This is a genomic window from Actinotignum schaalii (assembly GCF_028864145.1).
Taxonomy (GTDB): Bacteria; Actinomycetota; Actinomycetes; order Actinomycetales; family Actinomycetaceae; genus Actinotignum; species Actinotignum schaalii_B.
The window spans coordinates 1-7,972 of the sequence record NZ_JARBHJ010000053.1; the positions used below are offsets into that span (position 1 = coordinate 1).

At 61.3% G+C, this 7,972-nt stretch carries 6 protein-coding genes; all 6 read right to left on the reverse strand.

Features of this window, described 5'->3' with window-relative positions; all coding sequences use genetic code 11:
• Positions 1-144 precede the first annotated feature (144 nt).
• The 6 genes from tig to PWJ82_RS09175 all read right to left on the reverse strand — a co-directional run bounded on the left by tig (position 145) and on the right by PWJ82_RS09175 (position 7,776).
• Positions 145-1,734 (reverse strand): trigger factor, encoded by a 1,590-nt coding sequence (gene tig / locus PWJ82_RS09150; RefSeq protein WP_274736356.1) that lies wholly within the window; start codon positions 1,732-1,734, stop codon positions 145-147.
• Between the two features lie 298 nt (positions 1,735-2,032).
• Entirely contained in the window at positions 2,033-2,875 is an 843-nt protein-coding gene (locus PWJ82_RS09155; protein WP_016442426.1) for a MetQ/NlpA family ABC transporter substrate-binding protein, read from the reverse strand.
• A gap of 117 nt (positions 2,876-2,992) precedes the next feature.
• On the reverse strand, positions 2,993-3,742 hold the full coding sequence (locus tag PWJ82_RS09160; RefSeq protein WP_016442425.1) for a methionine ABC transporter permease: 750 nt from the start codon (positions 3,740-3,742) through the stop codon (positions 2,993-2,995).
• A complete protein-coding gene (locus PWJ82_RS09165; RefSeq protein WP_274736358.1) occupies positions 3,739-4,725 on the reverse strand; it encodes a methionine ABC transporter ATP-binding protein in 987 nt (328 codons plus the stop codon). Before PWJ82_RS09165 ends, PWJ82_RS09160 begins: the two co-directional genes overlap by 4 nt.
• A gap of 270 nt (positions 4,726-4,995) precedes the next feature.
• Positions 4,996-5,931: a hypothetical protein gene (locus tag PWJ82_RS09170; RefSeq protein ID WP_274736360.1), complete on the reverse strand. Its 936-nt coding sequence runs from the start codon at positions 5,929-5,931 to the stop codon at positions 4,996-4,998.
• Between the two features lie 186 nt (positions 5,932-6,117).
• Positions 6,118-7,776 carry a hypothetical protein gene (locus PWJ82_RS09175; RefSeq protein WP_274736361.1) on the reverse strand — a complete coding sequence of 553 codons (1,659 nt, stop codon included), beginning with the start codon at positions 7,774-7,776 and terminating at the stop codon, positions 6,118-6,120.
• Positions 7,777-7,972: the final 196 nt, after the last annotated feature.

Genomic DNA, 7,972 nt, shown 5'->3' on the forward strand with positions numbered 1-7,972 from the left:
GCGGGGGGGCGGGGGGGGGGGGGGGGGGGGGGGGGGGGGGGGGGGGGGGGGGGGGGGGGGGGGGGGGGCGCCCCCGCCCCCCCCCCCCCCCCCCCCCCCCCCCCCCCCCCGCCACACTAGCGAGCAGCTAATAAAATCCCCGTATTAGCCGAGGAGCTCCTCGAGCTTCTTCACGAGGGTCTTGCGGGCCTTGCCGGCCTTCTCCGCTTCGAGCACGCGGGCCACTTCAGCGGCATCCGCACCCTGGGCGTATTCCACCACTTCGTCCACCTTCTTGGCGGCCGGGTCGAAAGCGTCCGCATCCGCGGCCGGCGCATCTGCGGCGGGTGTTTCCTCCGCGGGCGCGGCGTCGTCGCCCTCCACCGTGCTGGAGCCAGCCGCACTGTCCTCATCCACCGGGCCGTCCCACACGGGGCGGGACGGAGCGGCGGAGAAGTCCGGGGTCAGTTCTTCTTCCGGCTTTTCACCAACGACCTTGATGACATCCACTTCATTGCCGTTAGTGTCCACAACCTTGGCCAGGCGCAGCGCCGAAATGAGAGCCTTGCCGCGGCGCAGTTCACCGCTGAAAGCCCCGAGCTGGCCGGTCTGGGCGGCCGCGGAAATGAACTGGTTGGGGTCCATGCCGTAAGACTGAGCCTGCTGAACCAGGAAGTTGAAGAGTTCATCCTGGGTGGTATCCACTCCGAACTTCTTGGCCAGTTCGTCCAGAATGATCTGGTCACGCAGAGAATCGCGGATTTCCCCGCGAATTTCCTTGGCATGGTCATCGTCGGTGGCGCGGTTTTCGGATTCGAGATGGCGTTCCACTTCAGCGTCGATCACGCGCTTGGGCAGCGGCACCGCGACATCCTCACGGAGCTTATCAAGCAGAAGATTACGGGCAGCCATGACCTGGACCTGGGCGGCATCCGTGGCGGCCTTCTCCGCCAGATCCGCGCGCAGTTCCTCAATGGTGTCAAATTCGGAGGCGAGCTGGGCGAAATCATCATCCGCTTCCGGAAGTTCAGATTCCTGCACCTTCTCCACCGTGACCTTAACATCGGCCTGCTGCCCGGCGTGTTCCCCGCCCACGAGCGTGGAGGTGAAGCTGAGCTCATCGCCGGCGGAGGCACCGTTGACGGCCTCATCCAGGCCATCGAGCATATTGTCATCGCCGATACGGTAGGAAACGCCCTCCACCGAATCAACTTCCTCACCGTCAATGCTGGCAGAGAGGTTAATGGTGACGTAATCACGGCTGGCGGCAGCGCGTTCCACCGTTGTGAGGGTGGCGAAGCGTTCGCGCAGTTGCTCGAGGCGTTCCTCCACGGCATCATCATCGGCATTGGTGGCTTCCACTTCGAAGCTGTACTGCGCCGGATCCGGGAGAACAATGGCCGGGCGCACATCCACCGTAACGGTGAAGGCGAGCGGATCGGTGGAGTTCTTCTCCATCGCCACGCCGGTCACGTCCACCGCGGGACGGCCCATGGGAACGAGATCGTGTTCTTCCAGAACGTCCTGGTAGTAACCGTCCAGGGAATCGTTAATTGCCTGCTCCACAATCGCGGCGCGGCCAATCTGCGCTTCGAGAACACGCGCGGGCACGTGGCCCCGGCGGAAGCCAGGGATCTGCACCTGGTTGCCGATAGTCTTCGCGGCCTTGTCAATTTCCGGCTTGAATTCCTCAAAAGGAACCTCGACGGTCAGCTTTACCTGGGTGGGATCGAGCTGTTCGTAGGAGCTTTCCAACTTTTTCTCCAGTCTAAAAATGGGGGTGATAACCCTTGTCGATAGGACGAATCCGTCCCCTTACTGCGCCGCGCCGGGCGCGGGCATACCCGCTAATTCTACGGCACGCACCCCAGGTGATGGGAGTTCTAGCGTGAAACTACTCGCCATATGTGAACGCACTCTCACCCGCGTGCTACTTGCAGGCACGACGACGCAGCTGCCCGGTACCTCGCACCGAGGTACCGGGCAGCTGATAGCTCACTCGCTTACCAGCACAGCTGGCCAAGCAAGGTGATAAGGCTCAGGTCAATGAGGCTTAGAAGGCGGGAATGACCTCGCCGTTCGGCCAGGTATCACGGATGTACTTGGCAACCTCGGGGCTGTGCAGCGCGGCATCCAGCTTCTTCACACCCTCGAGCTTCTCACCGGTGGCCTTGGAGTTCCAGGCGAGGATATTGCCGTAGGGGTTATCGGTCGGATCTTCGGTGTAGATAGCGTCCTTGGAGGGAACCAAGCCGTTTTGCAGGGCGAAGTTACCGTTGATAATCGCAATATCCACGTCCGGGAGGATCTTCGGGACGGAAGGAGCATCAGCTTCGCGGAAGGTGAGATTCTTCGGGTTCTCCACCACGTCGTAGATGGTGGGGGAAGCAACCTGCGGGTTGAGCTTGATGAGGTTGTTCTTCTGGAGCAGGTCGAGGGCCCGGGCCTGGTTGGACGGATCGTTGGTCACACCCACCACGGCATTGTCCTTGAGCTCGCTGAGCTGCTTGATCTTCTTGGAGTAAATGCCGTAGGGCTCGATGTGAATACCCGCGCCGTGATCCAGGGTGTAGTTCTTTTCCTTGATTTCGTTCTCAAGGTAGGGCAGGTGCTGGAAGTAATTCGCGTCGATTTCTCCGGCGTTGAGCGCCACATTGGGCTGCACGTAGTCGTTGTACTCGCGGATATCCAGGGTGAAACCGGCATCCTTGGCGAGGTTATCGTTGACGAATTCTAGGATTTGCTTATGCGGGGCCGGCGAGGCGCCGACCACGAGGCGCACCGCGCCGTCGTCGTTCTTCGCGGGAGCGGAGGAGGACGAATCCGAGCTACCGCAGCCGCTCAACGCGAGCGCGCTCACCGCAGCTACCAGGGCAATTTTCGAAAGCTTCTTCATGGTTAATATTCCTCTATTTTTCACAATGTTGGTGGTGATGACGTATCGCTGCACACCGTTTGTTGACAGCGCTGGTCCGGGTACTTCCCGGTGGTGCGTGACCCGGCCGGCGGTTCCTTAGCGGTGATCCACCAGCCGGCTGAGCATGTCACCCAGCGCCTGAATGACCATAACGAGGAGCACCAGCACGACCACCACGATCATGAGGACATCCGGGCGGTTATTGTAGTACCCGGCGTTTTGAGCCATGGCGCCCAGGCCGCCGCCGCCCACAGCACCCGCCATCGCCGAGTAGCCGACGAGGGTGACCGCGAGGATCGTGACGGATTGGACGAGTGCGGGCAGTGCTTCGCGCATGAGCACCCCGAACATGATGCGGGTGCGGGAAGCTCCCATCATGAGGACGGCTTCCACTTTGCCGCGCTCGACGCCCATGAGATTGGATTCCACCAGGCGCGCGAAGTAGAAGGCCGCGGAGATCGTGAGCGGAACGGTGAAGCCTTGCCAGGCGCTGCCCGTTCCGGCGATTGCACGCGAAAAGCCGATGAGAATAAAGACGAAGATGATGAAAGGAATGGCGCGGCCCACGTTGACAATAAAACCGAGGGTTTTATTGAGGAGCGGAGAGGGAAGTAGTCCCCCGCGGCCGGTTGCCACGAGGATCATCCCGAGGACAAGGCCCAGCGCCGAAGCGATCACGGTGGAGATACCCACCATAGCCAGTGTTTCGAAGGTAGCGCGGGCCAAGCCGTCTTTGATTTCCGGGGCATCGAACCAGGTGCCGCGCTCGTTGGGGAGGGCGGCCGCGGCGGATGCTACCGGCACGGAGAGAGCCGGGCTGAGAACTGCACTGAGAAGAGTGGTCATGCTGCCCGCACCTCCGCGGTGATTCCGGCGTTGTTCATCGCGGTGAGAACGGTATCAACCTGCGCGTTATCGACCACGAGGGCCAGGCGCGCAATCTGAATCTCACCGATGGATTCAAAAACGCCCGCGCCAATATCACAGCCGAGGCGCGCTGCCAGGCTGAGGGCTTGAGACCCGGCGGTTTCACCGGGGCGGGCGGTAAAGGCAATATCAATAACGGAACCCGAAATATTGGTCGTTTCGATATCCGGAGCGGGTACGAGGCGCCGCGCGAGGGGTGAACTCACGTCCGCGAGCACGCTTTCAATGGTGCCACCGGCGGTAATCCGACCCGATTCGAGGAGAGTGACCGAATCGCAGATGCGGCGCACCACGTCCATTTCATGGGTGATAATAACGACGGTCACCCCGTAGGCATCGCGCACTTCGCGCAGCAGTTCGAGGATCTGCAAGGTGGTATCCGCGTCCAGTGCGGAGGTGGGCTCATCGCAGAGCAGCACCGACGGGGTGGTGGCTAGGGCGCGCGCAATGGCCACGCGCTGGCGCTGACCGCCCGAAAGCTGGGAAGGATAAGAATCGCCCCGATCAGCAAGGCCGACGACGCCCAGCAGCTCGCGCACTCGTTCGGCTATCTTCGCGGATTTTTCCCCGGCAATCTGGAGGGGATAAGCGATATTTTCCGCGGCGGTACGTGCCTCGAGCAGGTTGCCGCCCTGGAACACCATTCCGATGGTGCGCCGGGCCGCGCGTAATTTCGAAGGTGGCAGCGCGTTGAGATCTTCGCCGTTAATGCGAATGGAGCCACTGGTGGGTTTTTCCAGGGCGGTGAGGCAGCGAATGAGGGTGGATTTACCCGCACCCGATTCGCCAACGATGCCGTGGATTTCCCCCGTGGGGATGGTAAGCGAGATGCCGCGCAGCGCCGCCACGGATTCCGCTCCGCGGCGCGGGTAGATCTTCTCCACCTCTGCTAGTTCGATCATCTCGTATCCCCTGACATTTCCCTTAGTGTGCCCAGCGGGGATGCTGTGCACAGTCAATCATCGTAGGTGTTTTTGCCGGCGACAACAACGCAATGGCTCACTCATGAGATACGCCACGGCAGGTTTCGGGGGTGAAAATAGTGCTATCCCCTCGGTTTCCTCCGGTATTTCTGCGTTTTTCCCGCCGGCGCTACCGGTCGAGCTTTTGCGCAAATATTTCACCAAGGTCCCCGAGGGGATAGCTGGCAGGCTTGTGACCTGCTATTTCACTTAGCCGCGGTACTTACGGCGTAGCGCGTAACCGCCCAGGATGAGCGCGGCCGCTCCCGCGATCCCGGTTGCCGCCGCGGCTCCGGTATGCGCGAGCTTGGCCGCGGGACGCTTCGCCTGCACCGCAGGAGCTTTCTGCTCTGGCGCGGGCTTCGGGTCAGCTGGAGCGCTCGGGCCAGCAGGCCCACTCGGCGTTCCGGGTGTTCCAGGCTCCTGCGGCGTGTTCGGATCGCTGGGCGTTCCGGGTGTTCCAGGCGTACCGGGCGTTCCAGGCGTACCCGGTTGCGGATCCGGGGTACCCGGCACTTCTGGTGTCTCCGGGGTGCCAGGCGTACCCGGGTCATTCGGCTCGCCCGGAGTTCCGGGCTCCGGGGCAGGATCGACCGGCGGATCCGGGTTCACCGGCGGCTCTGGCACGGGGCACGCGCGGGCGGAGATATCGAAGCTCCACTCGGTCGTCACGCCAGCGGCGAGGGTGTAACGCTCCGGATCCTTAAGCTGCGCTGTCACGGTCACGGTGCCGTTATTCTCCGTGCGGGTGTACTCCACAAAGGAGGAGTCCGGAATGGTGACCGTGGCTGGAGTACCGCAGCTATCTGCTGGAACCAGCGTCGGGGCAATCGGGGTCACCGCTGGCTTTTCCAACGGAGTAGCGGCACACGCGGTTGAGGTGAGATCCAGGGTCCAGGTAGCCGTACGATGATTCTTATCAACCGTGTAGCTCGCCCCGGCACCCGGACTCGCAATGAGATACCCGGGTTTCGCCGTAGCGATCACGGTTGCCGTGTTTCCGTTGATTTCCGGCGTTCCATACGTCACGCCTTCATTCTCCGGCAGCGTCACCTGCGCCGGTGCCACGCTTCCGCTCCCGTCACAGGGCTGCGGGGCGGTCACGGGCGCTGCGGGCGCAATGATCTTGCCGTACACCGGCGTCAACGTAAGATCCTCGGCCGGCATGGCGAAGCTCAGCGCACTATCGGACGGGTTCTTCTGCGCATTCTGCCCGAGGGCCTCCGCGCTCAGCTGCTCGGTTGGCGTGGCCAGGTCAGATACCGTCCACCATGCAAAGGGAATACCCTTCTCCCCCGCCGGAATGCTCTCCTCCCCCGCAGGAATGCTCAGCTACGCGCTCGTAGTTACCTGGGCTTGCGGCGCGGTGAAAATATGCTGCCGCACGGTGCCGTCCGGATAGTGCGCCGAACCGGGTTCGGTCACCTGACCGGTAATGGAATCAGTTTGCGCCGTGGTTCCGATCTGCGCCACGTACCCCTGGCCAATCGTCCAGTTTCCGGTGCGCTGCCCCTTGTGATTGACCACGAAGCGTGCACGGGTATTGGAGGACACGGGGCTGGTACCAGCCGGGCCGGCCGCCTTGTTCCGGTCGAGGTTATCATCGACCGTAAAAGCACCGTCAGCAAATTCGGCCAGGGCAAAAGTGCCGGGTTTGGTCACGCCGATACGTTCCCCAAATTCGGTATTCGGGCAGGTGAGGTAGGCGCCGTAGCCACCAACGGTTTGGGCGGTAACGTCCCCGGTACCCAGGAAGCGGCAGGTGCCCTGACCCGCCGTGAAAATCGCGGGGGCATTCTTGGCCCCGTTCATCTTGATGAGGCTCTCACCGGTGCTCGCGAAGGTCACACCGGTGGCACCCACAACTCCCCCAGCAACATTCGCTGAGGAAGCAGCGACCGTGAGAGTGGCTGCGCCGTCGGCCTTTACCTGACCTTCGCCGTATACCCCGTACCCTTGAGATTGCGAAGAAGACGTGACATCAAGTGACGCGGTTCCAGCAACATTGAGATTTCCCCTGCTGTACAAGCCGTAACTCGGTTTTCCTTGCGCCGTTGCCCGCGCCGTGACTTTTGCATTGGTGATGTTCATAACGTCGCCGGTGTTATCTACACCGCCGCCACCGGCCTGCATAATCGCCGTTGCCGTGGAGGCGTTGGAGCTGGCTTCCGCCGTCACCGTAGCACCCTGAGAACCGTCAATATTGAGGTTCTTCCAGGCGTTAATTCCGGTTGCCAAACCCGTTTCGTTGGTCACTCGTGCCGTGACCTGAACATTGCCGCCGATGCTAAGGTCCGCGGTGCTTCGAATCGCGGTACTCATCGCGGTATTGTTATCTCCGCTCCCGCACTTTTCGCAGGTAATATCCCTACCCACGGCGGTGAGCTTTCCCTGACCGATAATTTCAATCGGCGCACCGGAAGAATCCAGCCCGATAGAGCCGCCCTTCAGCCACTTAGCGGACGGATCACTATCGGCCACATTGACCGGATATTTATTGATCGTATTTGTGGCATCGAAGGTGGCGTCGCCATCAAAATCGAGGACGTATTTATACAGGCCATCCTGGTTCCCGGCAAAATAGAGGGCGTTCGCGGTGTAGCCACCCTCGCTGGCGGTGAAAACATTCGTACCGCTGAACTTGACCGTCACATCGGAAGCGATCTTGCCCGTGTCCACGGACACGCCGCGCTTGTAGGCGTTCGTGGCGTCCTGCGCATAATTATTGAACCACAGGGTTTTTGTGGCAGCGTTCCAGGAAATTTTGTTATCACCGGTAACGAAAGACTGATCCAGGCAGTACGTCACGCTATTGGTGTAGTAACTGTCCTGGGCCGGGTAGGTTTTCCCGTCATCCGGCTTGGCGGTGCGGAGCGTGCGGCCCGTGCAGCTATTGCCGGTCGCGCTCACCACCACCGAGGTCACATCGGCCACCGCATCGGCGGGCACAAAGCCCGCGGGCAGCTCGCTCGCGGGCGCAGGAGCTGCCACAGCGGAGGTGACAGCCCCTATCCCAGAACCTACAAGTATTAGCGCAGCTCCGACTGCGGCAGATTTTCTCAACATAATGATCCCAAGGGTAAATAGACAGAAATGGTTGCTAATACCCGGACTTTCCCTTGCTATACCAACAGAAAGTCCGGGTTATTGAGCTTTTCGACCTCAATAACCTTGCATGCTTGACAAA

What these genes read in the sequence shown, in the direction of transcription:
- PWJ82_RS09155 (WP_016442426.1), bottom strand. Translation starts at nt 2,875, where the DNA reads ATGAAGAAGCTTTCGAAAATTGCCCTGGTAGCTGCGGTGAGCGCGCTC.
- PWJ82_RS09160 (WP_016442425.1), bottom strand. Translation starts at nt 3,742, where the DNA reads ATGACCACTCTTCTCAGTGCAGTTCTCAGCCCGGCTCTCTCCGTGCCG.
- PWJ82_RS09165 (WP_274736358.1), bottom strand. Translation starts at nt 4,725, where the DNA reads ATGATCGAACTAGCAGAGGTGGAGAAGATCTACCCGCGCCGCGGAGCG.